The 18,089-nt window shown below is 42.5% G+C and carries 15 protein-coding genes; 5 read left to right on the forward strand and 10 right to left on the reverse strand.

The genetic code is table 11. The features are described 5' to 3' along the window. Nucleotides 1-175: 175 nt before the first annotated feature. On the reverse strand, nt 176-2,287 hold the full coding sequence (locus tag H0185_RS11655) for a (Fe-S)-binding protein (protein WP_221873659.1): 2,112 nt from the start codon (nt 2,285-2,287) through the stop codon (nt 176-178). A gap of 276 nt (nt 2,288-2,563) precedes the next feature. On the opposite strand from H0185_RS11655, the gene cls reads away from it, so the two are divergent. Continuing rightward, on the forward strand, nt 2,564-3,763 hold the full coding sequence (cls, locus tag H0185_RS11660; RefSeq protein ID WP_343223139.1) for a cardiolipin synthase: 1,200 nt from the start codon (nt 2,564-2,566) through the stop codon (nt 3,761-3,763). A gap of 12 nt (nt 3,764-3,775) precedes the next feature. Continuing rightward, nucleotides 3,776-4,732, forward strand: a complete 957-nt coding sequence (gene uvsE / locus H0185_RS11665) for a UV DNA damage repair endonuclease UvsE (protein ID WP_221873661.1) — start codon at nt 3,776-3,778, stop codon at nt 4,730-4,732. A gap of 408 nt (nt 4,733-5,140) precedes the next feature. Here the strand turns inward: uvsE and argS are convergent, their stop codons facing one another. From argS to speE, 4 genes are all read right to left on the reverse strand, one after another. Continuing rightward, a complete protein-coding gene (gene argS / locus H0185_RS11670) occupies nt 5,141-6,811 on the reverse strand; it encodes an arginine--tRNA ligase (RefSeq protein WP_221873662.1) in 1,671 nt (556 codons plus the stop codon). Continuing rightward, on the reverse strand, nt 6,808-7,209 hold the full coding sequence (locus tag H0185_RS11675; protein WP_343223140.1) for a YwiB family protein: 402 nt from the start codon (nt 7,207-7,209) through the stop codon (nt 6,808-6,810). Before H0185_RS11675 ends, argS begins: the two co-directional genes overlap by 4 nt. Before the next feature lie 164 nt (nt 7,210-7,373). Next, nucleotides 7,374-8,246, reverse strand: a complete 873-nt coding sequence (gene speB / locus H0185_RS11680; RefSeq protein WP_221873663.1) for an agmatinase — start codon at nt 8,244-8,246, stop codon at nt 7,374-7,376. A gap of 166 nt (nt 8,247-8,412) precedes the next feature. Next, on the reverse strand, nt 8,413-9,240 hold the full coding sequence (gene speE / locus H0185_RS11685; protein ID WP_221873664.1) for a spermidine synthase: 828 nt from the start codon (nt 9,238-9,240) through the stop codon (nt 8,413-8,415). A gap of 820 nt (nt 9,241-10,060) precedes the next feature. On the opposite strand from speE, the gene H0185_RS11690 reads away from it, so the two are divergent. Then, entirely contained in the window at nt 10,061-12,133 is a 2,073-nt protein-coding gene (locus H0185_RS11690; protein ID WP_221873665.1) for a transglycosylase domain-containing protein, read from the forward strand. A 160-nt stretch (nt 12,134-12,293) separates the two neighbouring features. On the opposite strand, the gene H0185_RS11695 is transcribed toward H0185_RS11690, so the two are convergent. Together H0185_RS11695 and H0185_RS11700 are read right to left on the reverse strand one after the other, a co-directional pair. After that, on the reverse strand, nt 12,294-12,806 hold the full coding sequence (locus tag H0185_RS11695; RefSeq protein ID WP_221873666.1) for a YwhD family protein: 513 nt from the start codon (nt 12,804-12,806) through the stop codon (nt 12,294-12,296). A 15-nt stretch (nt 12,807-12,821) separates the two neighbouring features. After that, a complete protein-coding gene (locus H0185_RS11700) occupies nt 12,822-13,475 on the reverse strand; it encodes a site-2 protease family protein (RefSeq protein WP_221873667.1) in 654 nt (217 codons plus the stop codon). Between the two features lie 187 nt (nt 13,476-13,662). On the opposite strand from H0185_RS11700, the gene H0185_RS11705 reads away from it, so the two are divergent. Beyond that, nucleotides 13,663-13,848 carry a 2-hydroxymuconate tautomerase gene (locus H0185_RS11705; RefSeq protein ID WP_221873668.1) on the forward strand — a complete coding sequence of 62 codons (186 nt, stop codon included), beginning with the start codon at nt 13,663-13,665 and terminating at the stop codon, nt 13,846-13,848. A gap of 140 nt (nt 13,849-13,988) precedes the next feature. Here the strand turns inward: H0185_RS11705 and H0185_RS11710 are convergent, their stop codons facing one another. The 3 genes from H0185_RS11710 to H0185_RS11720 form a co-directional block, all read right to left on the reverse strand. After that, nucleotides 13,989-14,498 carry a YwgA family protein gene (locus H0185_RS11710; RefSeq protein ID WP_221873669.1) on the reverse strand — a complete coding sequence of 170 codons (510 nt, stop codon included), beginning with the start codon at nt 14,496-14,498 and terminating at the stop codon, nt 13,989-13,991. A gap of 45 nt (nt 14,499-14,543) precedes the next feature. Beyond that, nucleotides 14,544-15,818 carry an HD domain-containing protein gene (locus H0185_RS11715; RefSeq protein ID WP_221873670.1) on the reverse strand — a complete coding sequence of 425 codons (1,275 nt, stop codon included), beginning with the start codon at nt 15,816-15,818 and terminating at the stop codon, nt 14,544-14,546. A 599-nt stretch (nt 15,819-16,417) separates the two neighbouring features. After that, nucleotides 16,418-16,639 (reverse strand): YuzB family protein, encoded by a 222-nt coding sequence (locus tag H0185_RS11720; protein ID WP_221873671.1) that lies wholly within the window; start codon nt 16,637-16,639, stop codon nt 16,418-16,420. 444 nt (nt 16,640-17,083) lie between these two features. Here H0185_RS11720 and H0185_RS24280 point away from each other — a divergent pair, with 444 nt between their 5' ends. Next, nucleotides 17,084-18,064, forward strand: coding sequence for an RsfA family transcriptional regulator (locus H0185_RS24280; RefSeq protein WP_221873672.1), 981 nt, complete (start codon nt 17,084-17,086; stop codon nt 18,062-18,064). Nucleotides 18,065-18,089: the final 25 nt, after the last annotated feature.

The following is an 18,089-nucleotide window of genomic DNA, read 5'->3' on the forward strand; positions in this document are numbered from 1 at the left end:
CACTGCACGCTAAACTTACTCCCATCCCCATGGTGTAAGCGCTTTAAATCCAATAATAAAAACAAACACCCATACAATTTTATGAGATTCAGCGACGAAACATTCCGTCGCTGAATTCTAAGCTGTACAGGTGAGTGAATAATCTACGATGATCTTCTTCTATCCTACTAGTTTTTTAAGATGCTTGTTGCTCGGTTTCACCAAACACAGATTTTTCAAGGAGTTCGGCTACATCATACGTACCAACTGTTTCTTCTACTTCCTTCGCCTTTGTACCGTCTGATAACATCGTCAAGCAGTAAGGACAGCCGGAAGAAATAACGGTTGGATTTACCGCAAGTGCTTGCTCTGTACGGGAAACGTTAATGCGGTGGCCAGTTTCTTCTTCCATCCACATTAATCCTCCACCGGCTCCACAGCACATTGCGTCTTCACGATTTCGTTCAATTTCCTTCAGGTTCACCCCAGGAATGGCCTTCATGATATCACGCGGCGCATCGTACACTTCGTTGTATCGGCCAAGATAACATGAATCATGGAACGCGATGGTTTCATCAACAGAATACTTCGGTACAAGCTTGCCTTCTTTTACAAGCTCAGCCAGCAACTCTGTATGGTGATAAACTTCCGCTTCAAAGCCAAAGTCAGGATACTCATTTTTAAAGATATTGTAGGCATGCGGATCAATTGTGACGATTTTCTTGACTTCAGCCTTTTCGAATTCCGCAATATTATTGGTGGCAAGCTCTTGGAATAAGAACTCGTTCCCAAGACGTCTTGGCGTATCGCCAGAGTTCTTTTCTTTGTTTCCTAAAATTGCGAATTTAACGCCTGCCTCATTTAAAAGTTTGGCAAAGCTCAGTGCGATCTTTTGGCTACGGTTGTCAAAGGCACCCATTGAACCAACCCAGAATAAGTATTCAAATTCCTCGCCGGATTTCTTCATTTCTTTCACAGTAGGTACAACCACATCGTCACGAAGCTCGCGCCATTTTTCTTTTTCTTTACGGTTTAAGCCCCATGGATTTCCTTGACGCTCGATGTTTGTCATCGCACGCTGTGCATCGGCATCCATTTTCCCTTCTGTTAAAACAAGATAACGGCGTAAGTCAATAATTTTATCAACATGCTCGTTCATAACTGGACATTGATCTTCACAGTTACGGCAAGTCGTACAAGCCCAAATTTCTTCTTCAGTGATCACATCGCCAATCAAGCTTGGAGAGTATGCAAGGCTAGCCGCAGCTTCCTCTGCTCCAGCACCCGCTCCTGCAAGCGCAAGCTGATTCCCCGTTGTATTTGAAAATGCGAAAGTTGGTACCCATGGTTGTTTTGACGTAACAGCAGCTCCATGATTGGTTAAGTGATCACGCATTTTTAGAATTAAATCCATTGGTGACAGCATTTTACCAGTGCCTGTTGCTGGACACATATTCGTACAGCGTCCACATTCCACACAAGCATAGAAGTCAATCATCTGCTCTTGCGTGAAGTCGGTAATTTTTCCTACCCCAAAGCTTTCTTGTGTTTCATCTTCAAAATCAATTTTACTTGGCTTTGCATTTGGCCCTACACGGGTAAAATAAACGTTCGCTGGTCCAGCAATTAAGTGAGCATGCTTTCCTTGTGGTACATAGACTAAGAACGTTAATAAGAATAGCAAGTGAGCCCACCATGCAATATAAAAGATTGCGATGGCCCCGGTTTCAGGTAGCCACGTAAACGCAGCCGCAATGAGCGATGCAACTGGCTCTGTCCAAGTTCCTGCGTGATCATGCCAGATTAAGCTCATTCCATTTCCAAGTAGTACAGAAAGCATTAAGCCTCCGATAAAAATAAGAACAAGACCATTTTTAATTCCGCGCTTTAGGCGAACTAGTTGTTCAATATAACGACGATAATAAGCCCAAACGACCGCTACAAGGATCGTCAAGGTTACAATTTCCTGGAAGAATGTGAACCCAGGATAGAGTGGACCTAGTGGAAGGTGTGCTCCCGGCTTAATTCCTTTAATAATAAAATCAATTGCCCCAAATTGAACTAGGATAAAGCCGTAGAAGAACATGACGTGGATAGCCCCACTCTTCTTGTCTTTCATTAATTTCTTTTGGCCAAATACCATGACCCAAATTCTGTCCCAACGTTCTTTTACGTGGTCATTGAACTCGGATTTCTTCCCAAGCTTGATGTATTCAATCCTGGTTTTGACCACATACAGAAACAAACTGACAGCGTAAGCGATTACAATTACAGTTGCAATCAGGTTAACCCATAATAGACCGTTCATACTTTACCTCTACCCCCTTCTGTAAAATTCTTTTGTGATTGAGCGACCGCTCAAAAGAAGAAAATTTTAAACCGATAAAATTTTCTGAATATACCTGTACCTCCATTATATTATGAATGAGCATTCAGTCAACGATTTTTCTCAAATTTTTTACTTTCTTTGCCTATTTAGGAAAAACGTCATAGATAATCATTTTTTCGGAAAAACTATCGGGTACTCGCGTTTATCTCTTTTATGCAAAGCGCGAAAAAATTACATAAAGGAGCCGGATTTGTTGTGGAGATTGTTTATTGGATTATTATCCTGTTCATCGGACTTACCCTTCTACTGGCACTCGACTTTTCCATCGGGAGAAAACGGCATTTAGCTCAAATCAATAAACAAACATTCCCTTTGAGAAATAGCCAGCTAGCGATCTTCACCAATGGACCCGACTTGTTTGAAGATTATTTTACAGAGGTAAAACAAGCAAAAAAACACATTCACGTTCTCTTTTATATTGTAAAGAATGACTCGTTTAGTCAGGAGTTTCTTGAAATTTTAATAAAAAAGGCACAGACCGGAGTAGAGGTTCGCCTTCTTGTCGACTGGGTTGGAGGCACGGTTTCCCGTAAATATAAGAAGAAGTTAAAAGAAGCTGGGGTCGCATTCGTTCAAAGTCAAGCTCCAAAGCTTCCCTTCTTGTTTTACACATCGCAAGTGAGAAATCACCGAAAAATTACAGTAATTGATGGGGAAATTGGTTATACCGGTGGATATAATATTGGGAAAGAATACATCAACCAAGATAAGAAATTGTCTCCCTGGCGTGATTATCATGTAAAGCTTACAGGTGAAGGCGTTCAGGATCTTCAGAAGGAATTTCTTTTAGATTGGAAAAAAGCCGCTAAAATTGACCTTTTACAAAACCAACTCTATTTCCCTTCCTTACCTAAAGGGGAAATACGGCACCAGTTCATTCCGTCAGAAGGCAATCTCCTTGAAGAAACTTTGTATGATTTAATCAACATAGCAGAGAAAGCGATCATCATCGGCACGCCCTACTTTATTCCAAGTGACAGCATCTTTAGACAGCTTTTGAAGGCCATTGATCGAGGTGTCTCCCTAACCCTCCTAGTTCCATTTACAGCCGACCATCCGCTTGTAAAAGAAGCGTCTTATACGTATTTACGTAAACTGCTAAAAAAGGGGGCAGAAGTTCACCAATATAAAAAAGGGTTTTATCATGCGAAAGTCCTCGTCATCGACGATAAGCTTTGTGATTTAGGAACCGCCAATTTTGATAAACGTAGCATGTTTCTAAACTTTGAACTGAATTGTTTAATTTACAACCAAGATGTGATCCGCCAGGTGAAAACGATTTTGTATCAAGATCTCCTTGATTCTGAGCAGGTCTCCCTTTCAGACTTAAATCGATTTAATCCCTTTAGAAGTCTAAAAGAGCGGGCGGCCCAAACAATTTCTTACTTTCTTTGAAAGGAGCTACAGATGAAAATTCGTTTCGGGTATGTCTCAACTGCTATTACACTTTGGGAAGCGTCTCCGTCGCGAACCCTTACGTTTACTCGGTATAGTAAAATGACGGAATCAGAGCGAGTGGACAAGTTAATGTCCCTCACGTATCTCAATTTAGAAAGCACAGCAAGAATGATTCATTATAATATTGCCCATGAAATTCCGCTGTACCGGTTTTCGAGCTCCATTGCGCCCCTTGCCACCCATCCCGAAGTTCTTTGGGACTTTGTCACGCCTTTTAAAGAGAAGTGGGAAGAAATTGGCCGGCTTGTGAAAGCAAAAGGATTGCGCACAAGCTTTCATCCTAATCAATATACGTTGTTCACCTCGCCTCGCCCTGAGGTATCCGATAATGCGGTCATTGATATGGAGTACCATTATCGAATGCTCGAGGCAATGGGCTTGGAGGAAGAAGGTGTCATCAATATCCATATTGGCGGTGCATATGGGAATAAGGAAGAAACCATTGTTCGTTTCCATGAAAATTTGCGCAAACTTCCTCTTCCTATTATAAAACGGATGACGCTTGAAAATGATGACAAAACGTACAACGCGGAAGAAACATTGGTAACTTGTCAAAAGGAAGACATTCCCCTTGTGTTTGACTATCATCATCACATGGCAAACCTTTGTGAGAGGCCACTAGAAGAGCTACTTCCAGCAGGTTTTGCCACCTGGGAACGAATTGGAATTCGACCAAAGATTCATATCTCTTCTCCTAAAACGGAAAAAGCCTTTCGTTCTCATGCTGACCATGTTGACCCGGAGTTTATTATGCCGTTAATCGACGTACTGCGTGGGATCGGCCAAGATGTTGATTTTATGATTGAGGCAAAACGAAAAGACCAAGCCGCATTAGCCTTGGTCGAAGATTTAAGTAAAATTAGAGGCGTGAAACGAATTGGTGGAGCGACGTTGGAGTGGAAGTGAAGCAAGGGGGCGGTTCTCTTGCTTCGCTTCGCCGTTTAATACCCCTACTACGTATTGTATATAGCGAAATTCCAATCAAATAATCCTCCAGTTTGCACTCAAAACCTACAAAAAAGCGCATTTTCCCTTCAAAACCTAATGACCTATACTAGTAGGGTGGGTATTTTTATCCTGGATTGACCGCTAAACCTCTGTTTTCGTTAAAAACCTATTAATAATACCCTCACTCCAGGCCGCCTTTTCTGAAACAGGTAATTATATTCCCCCTTAAGAGCATTATATTCCCCCTTAGAGACGTTTTATTCCCCGCACGGGAATAAATACCCTACGGGGCACCTTATCCACCGTAAAAAAAAGGTGCCTGATCCCCCTGTTCATTACCAGGGGTCAGGCACATCTACTATTTTGTTACATTTTTTCCGGAGCAGATACCCCAATTAAATCTAACGCATTCTTTAAGCTGATTTGAACTGACTTGATCAATCCTAAACGTGCTGCTGTACGCTCTTTTTGCTCAGCATCTAATACTTTTTCCGCATTATAGAAGCTGTGGAACGCGGATGCCAAATCAAAGATGTAATTCGTTACACGATGTGGCACACGCTTTTGTGCTGCTTCTGCCACCGCTTGTGGGAACTCGCCTAATTTCTTCAATAAGTCAATTTCCTTTTCAGCTGCAACCAAGCTAAAGTCGGCGTTAACGTCGACCGCAAAGCCTTGTTCATCCGCCTGACGTAAGATACTGCAAATCCGTGCATGAGCATATTGCGCATAATAAACTGGATTTTCATTCGACTGAGACACAGCAAGATCAAGGTCAAAGTCCATATGCGTATCAGAGCTTCTCATGGCAAAGAAGTAGCGAGTGGCGTCGAGGCCGACCTCATCAATCAGATCACGCATCGTCACAGCTTTCCCTGTCCGTTTGCTCATCTTCATTTTCTCGCCATCTTTATACAGCTGAACCATTTGGATAATCTCAACCTCAAGCGTTTCGCCTTCATAACCAAGCGCTTGAATCGCCGCTCTCATCCGTGGAATATAGCCATGATGGTCCGCACCCCAAATGTTAATTAGCTTTTCAAAGCCACGTTGAAGCTTGTCTTGGTGGTAAGCAATATCCGGCAGCAAGTACGTGAATGAACCATCTTGCTTAATTAATACCCGATCTTTGTCATCGCCAAAAGTAGTTGAGCGGAACCAAGTTGCTCCGTCTTCTTCATAGATATGACCTTTCTCCTTCAACACCTCAAGTGCCTTTTCAATTTTCCCATTTTGATAAAGTGAGGTTTCTGAGAACCACACATCAAAGCCAACACGGAACGCTTCTAAGTCCTTTTTCAGCTTTTCTAGTTCATATTCCAACCCATATTGGCGGAATGCATCAAAGCGCTCTTTGTCGCTCATTTTCGCATACTTGTCGCCATGCTCTTCCGCTAATTTTTTTCCGATGCCAATAATATCAACACCATGGTATCCGTCCGCAGGCATTTCACGCTCTTCGCCAAGCGCTTGGAAATAACGCGCTTCAACTGATAGAGCTAAGTTATTAATCTGGTTCCCAGCATCGTTAATGTAGTATTCACGAGAAACATCATAACCTGCTTTTGCGAGAACATTGCTCAATGAATCCCCTACTGCTGCACCACGGGCATGTCCAAGATGCAAATCACCTGTAGGATTCGCTGAAACAAACTCAACCTGAACTTTCTCGCCGTTTCCAACCGTTGACTCCCCATAACGATCACCGGCATTAAGAATCGCTGGAATTAAATCGGTTAAATAACTATTGTTCATATAAAAATTGATAAAGCCTGGTCCGGCAATTTCAATTTTTTCAATCGATGCTTTGTTTTTATCAAAGTTCTCAACAAGTTCCTCAGCAATTTTACGTGGTGCCTTTTTAGCTACACGTGCCAATTGCATCGCCATATTTGTTGCGTAGTCACCATGAGCCTTGTCTTTCGGCAGCTCAAGAACCGCATCAGGAATTTGTGCTTCCTCTGCAAGGCCCGCTTTGATAACCGCTGCTTTGATTTCTTCTTTTAACTTGGTTTGAACTTGTTCTACGACGTTCATTCCGATACCTCCTCGTATTGGATGTTCATATGATATGTACCTGCATAGGATCCTTGAATATCTAGATCGTAGTGAATCTCTACTTGGCCTTCACCGATGGCTACTTTCTTCGTATCAGCCTCTGTCAGCATCAAGCCGAGTTCTGTATTAAAGGTCCCAGGTGTTTTTTTATTGGTGATAAAATGTAGCCGCATATCGACCGCACCTTTTCGAAGAATTACTACTTCTCCATTTTTAAGCTTGATGGTCGTATGAATGGTTCCCTCAGGCATCATTTCATCGTATTGAAGATATGTACTATCTCCTTTTTCCGAATAACGACCAAATGCCGTCAACTCAAAAGGCTCTTTATTGATCACTGTTTTTACTTTTACCTTAACAGGAATTTGCGCAGACACTGACACCCATCCTTACTTATACTATTATAACTTTCAAGTATAGATATTGTAGGGGAAAATCGCAAGAAGTTAAAGAGAAAAGCGCACCGCACCCTGTTCTATTCTTAATAACAAAAAAGAGCTGACCAAGCTAGCCAGCTCTCTTCTTATTTTAGTCAGATTGCTTACTTTACAAACCCCAACATCATTTCGCGAATCAGCTTGCTTGCTGTATTGGCTGTTTGCTCTGAATGATCGTAAATCGGAGCAACTTCGACCAGGTCGGCTCCCACGACGTTCACCTCTGAACGAGCGATCTCATGAATGGATGCAAGTAATTCTTTAGACGTAATTCCCCCTGCATCCACAGTTCCTGTACCTGGTGCATGAGCTGGGTCGAGAACATCGATATCAATCGTCACATATACCGGACGTCCTGCAAGCTTAGGAAGCATTTCCTTTAACGGCTCTAGTACTTCAAATTTGCTGATATGCATCCCATTTTCCTTCGCCCAGTCAAACTCTTCCTTCATTCCCGAACGAATACCAAATGAATAGACATTTTTTGGCCCGATATGTTCAGCAATTTTACGAATCGGTGTGGAATGTGAAAGCGGCTCGCCTTCATAATGCTCACGCAAATCAGTGTGGGCATCCATATGAATAATGGCAAGGTCCTTATACTTCGCCGCCATCGCTTTCATCACTGGCCAAGAAACCAAATGCTCGCCGCCCATACCAAGCGGGAACTTATCTTCCGCTAACAGCTTGCCAACATAGTCTTCGATTAGATCGATGCTTTTTTGCGGATTCCCAAACGGCAATGGAATATCGCCTGCATCATAGTAGTTCAAATCAAATAGTTCACGATCAAGGTACGGACTGTATTCTTCAAGTCCAATTGACACTTCACGAATTCTTGCCGGACCAAAACGAGATCCTGGACGATAGCTTACTGTCCAGTCCATCGGCATGCCGTAAAGAACCACCTTGCTTTCATTATAATCCGGGTTTGCCCCGATAAACACATTCCCCGAATAAGCTTCATCAAAACGCATGTTTAACCCCTCTTTTCTTCTATCTAGGCTCTTTTCTCAATCCTTGTTGCTTTTATTGAGAAAAGAGCTTGCAAACTTACTATTACGTACAAAACAGCTTATCTTGCGTTAAAATCGGCTTTAGGATTTTTACAATTTTAACAACAAATACTTACGCAAACAGCCTTTATTTCACTAAATCGCCAACGAACTTTGGCAGCACGAAAGCAGCTTTATGTAGCTCTTTTGTATAATATTTTGTTTCAATCTCATGGAAACGGTCGTCACTCACTTCTAGTGGGTCATGTTTCTTCGATCCAATTGTGAACGCCCAAAGTCCACTTGGGTAGGTTGGGATATTGGCCACATATAAACGAGTAATTGGGAAAATTTCTTTTACATCCTTTTGTACATTACGGATAAGGTCTGCCTTAAACCACGGGTTGTCTGACTGTGCAACAAAGATGCCATCTTCTTTAAGCGCCTTTGAAATTCCTGCATAAAAGCCTTTTGTAAACAGGTTTACTGCTGGACCTACAGGCTCAGTGCTATCAACCATGATCACATCATATTCGTTTTCACTTTCTGCGATATGCATAAAGCCATCGCCAACTTGAACATCCACACGTGGGTCGTCTAATTTGCCGGCAATTTCAGGCAAGAATTTCTTTGAGTACTCAATCACTTTGCCATCAATATCAACCAATGTCGCTTTTTTTACCTGCGGATGCTTGAGAACTTCACGAATGACGCCTCCATCTCCTCCACCAACAACCAGAACATTCTCAGGGTTCGGATGAGTAAACAACGGTACATGGGCAACCATTTCATGGTACACAAACTCATCTTTAATCGAGGTCATGACCATGTCATCAAGCAGCAGCATATTGCCCCACTCTTCTGTTTCAATCATATCAAGCTTTTGAAAATCAGTTTGTTCTGTATGTAAGGTTCGATTCACTTTCATTGTAATCCCGAAGTGATCTGTTTGCTTTTCTGTAAACCAAATACCCATTGTGGTTCAACCTTCCTTTCGATAATAAAAAATAGCGTAACGAGACAATATTTTTTATAGTTCCCCAAGAAGCTTGTAAAAAACACAAATACCAGAAAAGTATAGTTGAATCTTCTAAAAATGCAAGTAAAACTTGTACTATATAGTGTGATTGTCAATGTTATTTTTGACCAATTGGTAAAATCCCCCGGACCTTACCAGTAAACAAGTGGCTGGTGTAAACATTGCGTTTATTTGCGCTTCGGGTGTTTCCCACGCACCTTAGGGCGTACTGGAAGCCACCCCCTATCTCCTCGTCGATTCGCCCCAACTTTGAGTTCTATGTGACCAAACTTCACTGAAATAGGAAATTCGGGCACTTTGACGGGCTCAATGTGACTAAACTTCAACTGAAATAGGAAATACAGTCACTTTGACGGGTCCAATGTGACCAAACTTCAACTGTAATCGGATTTACGGGCACTTTGACGGGCTCAATGTGACTAAACCTCAACTGAATAGGAAATACAGTCACATTGGCAGGTCCATCGTGACCAATCTTCTACTGTAATCGGATTTACGGGCACTTTGACGGGTCCAATGTGACTAAACTTCAACTGAAATAGGAATACGGGCACATTGGCGAGTTCAATGTCCACAGGAGTTTTCCTGTCTTCCGCTCCAATCAACGGGTTGAAAATCATAGATTATACTTAAATAAATGTCTCTCCACTAGGTTTAAAATGAATGAAATGTTTTCATAATGGTTAATAGAGTAATTTTGGGCTCTTCTGGTAAACTAGATGGCCTACAAAGATATATTTTAAGGGGGGAACTTGCGATGGAAATCATGACTGACCAACGGTTCCGTAAGACGGCGAAGGTTTTTAGAGCGTTTGTTTTTATTGGCATGATTGTAGCTGCCTTATTTTTTCTTGTTTATTTTTCAATTATTGGTTACGCCAAGATTCTAGGTCCCCCACCGCTTGCTGTGCCCCAGTCGACGATTTATATGGCTGATGATGGGACTGTTATCGGAGAAAGTCACACCGGTGAAAAAAGGTACTGGGTTCCGTTAAAGGATATCTCCCCTGACCTTGTCAAAGCGACCATTAGCATTGAGGATCGAAATTTTTATGAGCATAGAGGATTTGACTACAAGCGAATTGCTGGTGCACTGCTTGCCGATTTAAAAGCAATGGCGAAGGTGCAGGGAGCAAGTACCATCACGCAGCAGTATGCCCGAAACCTTTACCTCAGTCACGATAAAACGTGGAAGCGAAAACTAACTGAAGCCTTTTATACGCTTCGACTTGAAATGAATTATAGTAAAAATGAAATTCTTGAAGGCTATTTAAATACGATTTACTACGGCAGTGGCGCTTATGGTGTTCAAACGGCTAGCCAGTACTATTTTGGCAAAGATGCTCGCGAATTAACCCTTGGCGAGGCATCCATGCTCGCTGGCATCCCGAAGGGGCCAAGCTATTATTCACCATTAACCAATGAAGAAAGAGCCAATAGCAGACAGCAAACGATTTTAACAGCGATGGAAACGAAGGGTTATATCGACCAGGAGGAAGCGAAAGCGGCAGCTGCAGAAAAACTGACGTTAGTTGGAAAACACCCAACTGAATCGCTTGGGAAAGCCCCTTATTTTCAGGATGCCGTTCAAAATGAGCTAAAGTATAGTCTCAACCTAGACGAGCGGACCATTAAGCTTGGCGGGTTAAAGGTGTATACCACCCTTGACATGAAGCAACAAGAATTGGCTGAAGAAATGGTAACAGAGCATATCACCGAGGATTCAGAAATACAAACAGGATTTATTAGCATGGATCCAAAATCAGGTCATGTGAAAGCGATGGTTGGTGGCAGAGATTATGAGGAAAGTCCCTTCAACCGCGCCATTCAAGCGGTAAGGCAGCCTGGTTCTACCATTAAGCCGCTTTTATACTATGCCGCACTTGAGCACGGGTTTACACCGACAACGACAATGAAAAGTGAACTTACCACTTTCAGATTAGAAGATGGAAAAACGGAGTATACGCCACATAATTTTAATAATAAGTATGCGAACGAGGAAATTACAATGGCACAAGCTCTTGCAGTTTCCGATAATGTCTTTGCCGTGAAAACGCATTTGTTTCTTGGTCAGGACGTTCTAGTTGATACCGCAAAAAGGTTTGGGCTTTCATCAAAAATGGCACAGGTCCCTTCCCTTGCACTTGGTACATCTGGGGTAAGCGTTATTGAAATGGCTTCGGCTTATAGTATGTTTGCCAACGGTGGGAAATATGTTGAGCCTGTGCTGATTGAACGGGTGGAAAGCCATGATGGTGAGGTTATTTATGAACATGAAGAAAAGGGTGAACAAATCCTCGAGCCTGAGTTGGCTTCCGTGATGAACCATATGATGACGGGGATGTTTGATCCTAAACTCAATGGCTATGCCTCCGTAACCGGTAGTACCATGACCGATGAAATTAGTCGGCCTTATGCCGGGAAATCTGGTTCCACGAATACCGATAGTTGGATGATTGGCTATACCCCACAACTCGTTTCCGCCGTTTGGACAGGCTACGATAAAGGGAAACCAATCGAGAAGTCTAATGAGAAAGCTTTTAGTAAAAATGTCTGGGTGAATTTTATGGAAAAGGCCCATGAAGGTGTGCCAGCGACCAATTTTAAAACAGCCAAAGGAACGGTTGGAGTGTTTATCAATCCAGAGAACGGTAAAATTGCTACGGCAAATTGCCCAGTAAAGCGGCTGACTTATTTTAAAGACGGCACCGAGCCTCAGGAATACTGCACCGAACATCTTGATGAAGGCGAGCAGTTGCAAAAACCTAAGGATGAGACCGAGAAAAAACCTGATAAAAAACCATGGTATAAAAAGATCTTTGGCCTATAGGCGTGTGCTTCGCTCCACTAACGTGATGATGTCTATCTCAACAAGGATAAAAAGAAAAACCCCGAATTCAATGAGAATTCGGGGTTTTTCCTGTCCTAGCAACGTGTGTACACGTTGACTACTAGTTTACACTGGAAATATCAAGAACGCAACCCATATGTTAGGCTGTTTCCAGACCTGTTTTCAATTGCTCAGGAGACCGCTCCCACATGCCTGGGTCATGCTTTTTCAAGAAGTCAGCCAGGATTTGCTTTGCTTTGTCATCCATATGGTCAACGATAATATGGCGTTTGATTGATTTATCTAAACGATTTACATGCTCTGGCAAAGACTTGTAGCCACGGCGAATTTCTCGATTCACCGTCATATCGCATGCTGTCACTCCCGCATAATAAGGACCTTCTTCACTCCGGTCCATCGTTACCCACACTAGCCAATAAAGCTTTGCATCTGGCACCTCGTCGCGGTTGGGCAAGAATTTAATTCCCTTCTCAACCACACTGCGGGCATGCATTGCACCAATATCGACGGTCGCCTCACCTGCCTCAACATCCACAATAACTGGCGATACATTGTCCAAGGTCAAGCTTCCTTTGCCAAAGCCTTTATGATTGTCCATCGGATCTGCCTTGATAATATTAAAGCCAATATTTTTCTTCTTCTTTTCTTCCATAAACTAAACACCCTCCTACCTTAAAAACAATTGTAAAAAGAAATCACTCAAGCCACTTAGTATAAAGGGAATAACCGTATTAAACAGTGGCGTAATCGTATACTGATCAAGCGGTGTAATCACAAGGATTAAAAAGATGATAATCCCGTAATGTTCATACTGCGTGAGCTTTGCTCGAACATCTGCAGGTGCCAAATCCTCAATAATTCGGTACCCATCCAGTGGTGGAAATGGAAGCAAGTTAAACACGAATAGCACAGTGTTTAGCCCAACAAAAATGTTGATGAACTCAACAGCAACATCTGGCATGCTTGCTCCTAACCCTGTTGCGAGAAGTCCATACCATATCGCTAAAGCTAGAATCACCAACAACAAATTGCTTAGCGGCCCTGCAACGGACACCAAAACACCTGCTAAACGTGGATTCTTAAAAAAGAATCGATTCACAGGTACTGGCCTTGCCCAACCAAATCCAGCAATAAAGATCAGTATCGTCCCTAGTGGGTCCAAATGCTTCAGTGGATTCAAGGTTAGCCGTCCCTGCCTCGCCGCCGTTTGATCGCCAAATTTATAAGCCACAAACGCATGAGCAAATTCGTGCAGCGTAAACGCAATCACCAACGTAATCGCAACATAGATAAATTGATCTAATGAATAAGCAAGACCCACATTCTTTAACCCCTTTTTTCGCGATTCCCCATAAATGAATGGTTTTCCCCATTGATGGATTACATATAGATTCAAATAGATGCTTCAAGTATACCTTATTCTTTCATAAAATTAAAAACCCTGTACTTGCACATTTAATGAAAATATGGAAAACTCAAAACAAGACTATTTTGTAGGAGGAAAAATTATGCCCTATGTGACAGTAGAGATGCTACCAGGACGCACCGACGAACAGAAAAAGGCCCTCGTTGAAAAAGTAACAGAAGCTGTTAGTGAGACAACCGGCGCACCAAAAGAAAAAATCGTTGTATTTATTGAAGAATTACGCCCTGACCATTACGGCGTCGGCGGAAAACGCTTAAGCGATCAATAGATGAGTGGATGAAGCTGGCCTCGGGGTCAGCTTTTTTATTTGAACTTTGGTTTGGGTTGGACTATCAGCAGCCTTAGTGTTCTATGGTTAGGTTCCATTGACACCCCCTCCTCACCCCCATAAAAAAACCAGCCATGCACTTAGCACTGACTGGTCCTGTTCTTTAACATCTCAATATATTGATAGGCGTTGGCAAATTCGTCATCGGTGAATTTTTGGCTTTTCTTTACCGTTTGGACTTTTTCCTTCACTTCGTCTGTTGGTAGATTATCAAAATATAAAATCGTCGAGACGAGTTCAAGGAATCTGGCATTTTGTGTGTTGATGTCCTTCAGGCAATCTCCAAGCTGAGGCATGTCCACATTGTTAACGCCAAGGAACTCCTTGCCATCCTCTGTTAACGTATAGCGGTACTGGTAATACCCGCCTTTCTTCTCTTTCACTTCGTTCAGAAAACCCATATTGCACAGTTCTTCCACCCTGAGCGTCAGCTCCTCGGAATATGGCCCGTAAAAATGGAACTGAAACCTTTCCTGAAACGGAAAATTCATCTTTTTCGCAATATAAATCATCTTTTGCAGCTTCTTCCGTCCAATGACTTCCCCGGAAAGTGCAATTGCGTGAATGATTTTTGCATGATCTTTTAACAAAACGCTTCAACTCCTGTTTCAAAAGTTCCTTTCTACCATTGGCTATCATTCAAGAAGCTTTCGAATCTCCTCATTCTTTCCAATAAGATCGGCAGGATAATATAATTTATGGTCCGTGCGTCGCTTGCCTGAGATGCTATCCACGATATCTGATTCTCTTGATAGCTCCCGAAGCTCGCCACTCTTCATTAACAGATGAATCGGAAGGCGCTCTTCCTCCTCACCTGGACGGTAAAAATCATACGGTAAATCAGAGGATGAATCGACGACCAAGTAATACTCCGGATCAATTCCCGCCTCTTCAAATAGCTGCGACAAACGCGCCAATTTTTTATATTCCTTAGCTGGGTCAAACTCGACATATTTAAAAAGATTCCGGTTAATGAAGCGTGAACACAAATCTCTCAAGACTTCATCGTCTTCTTCTTGCCACATTTGGAAATAATAGAGAACGATTCCCTCATCCAATTTTAAATAGTCTTCTAGCTTAACATCCTCTTTAAAAAAGGAATAAAAATGGAGCGGCATATGTTTGAAAGCATGTCCTTGCTCATGGAGATGCTTTGCTCGGTGAAGGATTTTTGTCAAGATGACTTCCGCACTCCGAGTGACCGGGTGGAAATAGACTTGCCAATACATCTGATACCGACTCATGATGTAATCCTCAACCGCGTGCATGCCACTGTGCTTAAAAACGACCTGATCTTCTCTTGGCCGCATAACACGTAGGATCCGCTCCATATCAAAATGTCCATAACTAACTCCAGTATAATAAGCGTCCCTTTGTAGGTAATCCATACGATCGGCATCAATTTGACTAGAAATCAAACTCACAACAAGCTTGTTCTCATAGGTCTTATCAATGACCTCTGCCACCTTCTTCGGAAAATCAGGTGAAATCCGTGACAATACTTGATTCACTTCCGTTTTCCCTAGGATAATCGCTTTTGTAAAATATTCATGATCGAGTTCAAATACTTTTTCAAAGGAATGAGAATACGGACCATGGCCCAAATCATGGAGAAGTGCTGCACAAAGACTCAGCAATCTATCCTCCTGATTCCATTCCGGTCGTCCAACGAACACCGTATCGACGATTCGACGGACAATTTCATAGACACCAAGCGAGTGGTTGAACCGACTATGCTCAGCTCCATGGAAAGTCAAAAAGGTGGTTCCTAACTGCTTAATTCGCCGTAACCGCTGAAATTCCTTTGTCCCAACCAGGTCCCAAATCACCTGGTCTTGGACATGAATATAGCGGTGGACTGGGTCTTTAAACACTTTTTCTTCGTTTAGTTTCTCGGCCGAATAGTCCATTGCTTCCCTTCTCTCACGAATAACATGTTTCTATTATAGCCCGTTTCCATCGTCAAATCATCCCAAAATCCTGCAAAATCTCACAAATTTCTCCATTCTTTGGACAAGCTACCATTAGCTAACACTGTCTGGTAAATAAAAATTACCAAAATCTAAAATTGCTAGATTTCATACTTAACAAGGGGGTTGATTTCCGCTCCAGGCACGAGCGGTTCGCGGGCGTGCCGAGGAGCCTGGCCAGCTCCAGCGCCTAGCCCCTCGAGTCGCTTCGGTCCGTCAGTTGAAGTCAAAGAACGACTTCATCTGTCGGCCCTCCAGCGCTTGTCGGGGCTGAACAAGGCGCTTCCGCTTTTCTATCTCCTCGGCTCTTTTAGCGCCTGCGGTGTCTCCCCTTCCCCGTACTCCCGCAGGACACTGAATAGCATCCTCGAATAGACCCACGCACGAGAAAATGTGCAGTTCATTTTCGAGGAGTCTTCGTGCCTTCCGCTCCAATCAACCGTTGAAAACTATCAATGTACATTTGTGCAGCTAAAGGAAAAATAAAAAGTCACCTTTATGCAATTGCCCTAAAGATGACTCTATGATGTGAACCAACATCATTTTAATTTTTTATCAATTTTCTCCATAAGTTCGTCTTCAGTGAGTGCTGCGACGGGACGATTGTTCACAAACGCAAAGGTTTTCTTTCGGCCGGGGCCACAATAAGATTGGCACCCAACTTCAATCTTTGCCTCTGGATCTTTCCCTTTTAATAGAGGGATAAGTGTTTTTAGGTTTACGGCCTGGCAATCGTCGCAAACTCGAAATTCGTTTGCCATTGATGACAACCCTTTCTATATTAGAAGTTCGTTTTCCTGTTATTTGAAGAATCTTTTTTATAAAAATAGGAAAGTATAAAAGTTTAAACTTAGAGAATTGGCCAGCTCCAGCGCCCTAGCGGCTAGTGTCCTTCGCTCTCCGCCTCACCGATTGTGTCAAGCACGAATGCGCCTCCGGCTCTTCGTGTTTCCTTCATCTCAGTTGGAGCGCTCCAGGCCATACGCCGCGGACATGGCACTTCCGCTTTTCTTATTTTTTAACTAAAAGGTATTTTACCTCTTCCACCCCACGATTGCAACTTGGGAATTTTTAACCGTTTCTATGAAAAAATGGAAAAAATCTACTATCCTTTTAATCAGGAATGTATAAACCTTTTAAAAATCGGACATCCTTTGACTAGAAGTGCAATCATTTTAATGATTTTTAAAGGGAGTTGAAGAAATATGAAAGTTCGCCAGGACGCCTGGACGGAGGAAAACGATTTATTGCTTGCCGAAACCGTATTAAGACATGTTCGTGAAGGAAGTACACAGCTGAATGCCTTTGAGGAGGTTGGGGACAAGCTCGACCGTACATCAGCAGCATGTGGGTTTAGGTGGAATGCGGTTGTCCGCCATCAATATGAAAAAGCGTTACAACTTGCAAAAAAGCAGCGTAAGCAACGCCAAAGAATTCTTGGAAAAGACCAAGGTGGAAAGAAGAAACTATTATATTCCCCACCTGTACCATCTTTTGATGAACTCGGAATCCAAGGTAGCGCAGAAATGTCTAGTGAATTAACACCTGAGGTAAACACAACTCAAGGAGATTCCCCACAACCATTTAATACTCTAAACACATTAGAAATGCAAGATACCTATGGTTTAGATGGATTACATGATTTGCTTTTACAAGATTCCGATACTGAAAACACTGAGTCTAAAGGAGTCTCAGAAACTCCTGATTTCAACGAAGAGAGTAATCAAAATGATGATACAGAAGCTACAGAAGTTGAAACAGTTGTCCAAGAAGAGCAAACAAATCCAGTACAACCGGTGCCACAAATGAACATGCCAGCACAACCGGTTCAACAGTCACAGATGGCAAGGCCAACGCACTCTGTACCAGCAAGTGGACTAACCCTTGGCCATGTTATTGCCTATTTACAAAATTTAAATAGTACAAATTTTAGCGCCGATATTTATAAGAGCGAGAATGAAAGATTAATGCGTGAAATCGTGACATTAAGGAAAGAAAATGAAGAGCTTAAGGGGAAAGTGAAAAAGCTCGAAGCCAATGCGAATACCATGCAGGAAGATTACGAGACACTCATGAAAATCATGAACCGAGCACGTAAACTCGTTTTATTTGATGAAGATGAAGAACGTCCTGCTACTAAGTTCAAAATGGACCGCAACGGCAATCTTGAAAAAGTCGCTGAATAATCGCATTGGGCAACAACATCCTTTC

The organism is Mesobacillus maritimus, from assembly GCF_019749255.1.
GTDB classification, from domain to species: Bacteria; Bacillota; Bacilli; order Bacillales; family Cytobacillaceae; genus Mesobacillus_B; species Mesobacillus_B maritimus_A.

Excerpts from the sequence above, each read along its gene's own strand:
- H0185_RS11695 (WP_221873666.1), bottom strand. The coding sequence starts at position 12,806 with ATGGAAGAAAAGAAGAAGAAAAATATTGGCTTTAATATTATCAAGGCA.
- H0185_RS11690 (WP_221873665.1), top strand. The coding sequence starts at position 10,061 with ATGGAAATCATGACTGACCAACGGTTCCGTAAGACGGCGAAGGTTTTT.
- H0185_RS11715 (WP_221873670.1), bottom strand. The coding sequence starts at position 15,818 with ATGGACTATTCGGCCGAGAAACTAAACGAAGAAAAAGTGTTTAAAGAC.
- H0185_RS11655 (WP_221873659.1), bottom strand. The coding sequence starts at position 2,287 with ATGAACGGTCTATTATGGGTTAACCTGATTGCAACTGTAATTGTAATC.
- uvsE (WP_221873661.1), top strand. The coding sequence starts at position 3,776 with ATGAAAATTCGTTTCGGGTATGTCTCAACTGCTATTACACTTTGGGAA.
- H0185_RS11705 (WP_221873668.1), top strand. The coding sequence starts at position 13,663 with ATGCCCTATGTGACAGTAGAGATGCTACCAGGACGCACCGACGAACAG.
- H0185_RS24280 (WP_221873672.1), top strand. The coding sequence starts at position 17,084 with ATGAAAGTTCGCCAGGACGCCTGGACGGAGGAAAACGATTTATTGCTT.
- argS (WP_221873662.1), bottom strand. The coding sequence starts at position 6,811 with ATGAACGTCGTAGAACAAGTTCAAACCAAGTTAAAAGAAGAAATCAAA.
- speB (WP_221873663.1), bottom strand. The coding sequence starts at position 8,246 with ATGCGTTTTGATGAAGCTTATTCGGGGAATGTGTTTATCGGGGCAAAC.
- speE (WP_221873664.1), bottom strand. The coding sequence starts at position 9,240 with ATGGGTATTTGGTTTACAGAAAAGCAAACAGATCACTTCGGGATTACA.
- H0185_RS11720 (WP_221873671.1), bottom strand. The coding sequence starts at position 16,639 with ATGGCAAACGAATTTCGAGTTTGCGACGATTGCCAGGCCGTAAACCTA.